Here is a 1576-nt window from a genome sequence, read left to right on the forward strand (position 1 = left end):
ACATCTTAAATTTTTAAATCTTATCATATTTATCTTCTCCTTTCTAGAATGGAATGTCATCGTCATCTACTGGATGGAAACCATCTGTATTAAAATCATTATTTTTCTCTTTATCTCCCCAATCAAGAAACTTAACTCTTTCTGCAACAACTTCTGTAACATATCTTTTCGACCCATCTGTAGCCTCATAGCTTCTTGACTGTATCCTTCCTTGTATAGCTACTAATCTTCCTTTTCCTAAGTAATTAGCACAATGTTCCCCTTGCTTTCCCCATACTACTATATTTATAAAGTCAGCGGTAGGTTGTCCCTTGCTTTCTAATTCTTGTTTCTTATCTTTAGATAACTCTTTATCTACCGCTACAGAAAAGTTTGATACTGCTAGTCCACCATTTGGTAAATATTTAAGTTCTGGATCACGTGTTAATCTACCTATTAAAGTTACGTTATTCATTCCCATTCCTCCATAAACTTTTTAGTTCTCGGTTTAAAACTAATTTTTAAGCATAACCATTTCCTTGATGAACTAAATACCACTTTTTAGTTGTTTTACAATACTCGTATTCTTCATCATGCAACGGTGTCAAATTTACTATTCCAGCAAATTTACATTTATCAAGTTTGTCTCCAAATCTTTTTTCTAATTCCTCTATTGTAAAATATTCATCTTCCATTGTTACCTCATATCGAAAGTTATCTATTGTTACTATTACCTTGTGTGTACATCCTCCAAAGAATCCATCTTTTTTATCTAGTTCTTTTTTAGGAACTCTTCCACAAAAACCACAACCTCCGAAACTAGGATTTTTTATAGGATCTCTTCTCATTTATCTCTGCCTCCCTTAATTTTTTATAACACTAACCACATCTTCTAAAACTTCCTCAACCTCTCTATTGCCATCTATAACATAATCTGTTTTTACAAGTTTGAATACTTCTTTATCTTTATTTATTCTTTCTAGTGCTTCTACCTCATCAAAATGATTGAATATATTTCCTCCTGCTCTTTCAATAAGCCTTGTTACTCTTTTGTTCATGTCGCAGTGTAGAAATATAGTTACTATCTCAGCATCCTTAACGTTTTTTCGTACCTGTTTAGCTCCGTCAGGACAAACTACATAGATACTAGTCCCTTTATTTTTATACTGTTCTTTAGTAGCCCAATATGCATGATCGTATAGTTCTTTTTCGGCTATGGAATTTTCCTTGTCCCTACAAAACCAACTATCATCACTCATGAATATATGTCCCCACTCATTTTCTTCTCTCGGCTCTCTAGTCGTATACGAATGTATTATGTTATATCCTAATGTCTCTAGTTCTTTTGCTATAGTTGTTTTGCCCGATCCCGATGGTCCAACTAAGCAGATTATTTTATCCATTTAATCACCCTTTCCCATCTAATTATTTTCTAACTTTAAGTTGTGTTTTTCTATAAACATTTTTCTGACTTTTAAATACTCAATCCAATCATCTTTTGTTGCAGGTCTTATATTTTCTAAGTCGTTAACTTGTATATAACTAATAAACTCACAATTTTCACTAAGCATATATTTTAAGAAAGACTTATAATCAT

General features: G+C 32.2%; 3 protein-coding genes. All 3 read right to left on the reverse strand.

Annotation, left to right across the window (positions count from 1 at the left end):
- Positions 1 to 43 precede the first annotated feature (43 nt).
- The 3 genes from CLPU_RS16235 to CLPU_RS16245 are packed head-to-tail and all read right to left on the reverse strand — an operon-like array spanning position 44 to position 1382.
- Positions 44 to 454 carry a single-stranded DNA-binding protein gene (locus CLPU_RS16235; protein WP_050379123.1) on the reverse strand — a complete coding sequence of 137 codons (411 nt, stop codon included), beginning with the start codon at positions 452 to 454 and terminating at the stop codon, positions 44 to 46.
- Positions 455 to 500: 46 nt separating this feature from the next.
- Entirely contained in the window at positions 501 to 827 is a 327-nt protein-coding gene (locus CLPU_RS16240) for a hypothetical protein (protein ID WP_050379125.1), read from the reverse strand.
- 15 nt (positions 828 to 842) lie between these two features.
- A complete protein-coding gene (locus CLPU_RS16245; protein ID WP_050379127.1) occupies positions 843 to 1382 on the reverse strand; it encodes an AAA family ATPase in 540 nt (179 codons plus the stop codon).
- Between the last annotated feature and the right edge of the window lie 194 nt (positions 1383 to 1576).

The sequence above is a fragment of the Gottschalkia purinilytica genome (assembly GCF_001190785.1).
Classification (GTDB): Bacteria; Bacillota; Clostridia; order Tissierellales; family Gottschalkiaceae; genus Gottschalkia_A; species Gottschalkia_A purinilytica.

Coding starts and splice junctions, on each gene's coding strand:
- CLPU_RS16235 (WP_050379123.1), bottom strand. CDS start 454: ATGAATAACGTAACTTTAATAGGTAGATTAACACGTGATCCAGAACTT.
- CLPU_RS16240 (WP_050379125.1), bottom strand. CDS start 827: ATGAGAAGAGATCCTATAAAAAATCCTAGTTTCGGAGGTTGTGGTTTT.
- CLPU_RS16245 (WP_050379127.1), bottom strand. CDS start 1,382: ATGGATAAAATAATCTGCTTAGTTGGACCATCGGGATCGGGCAAAACA.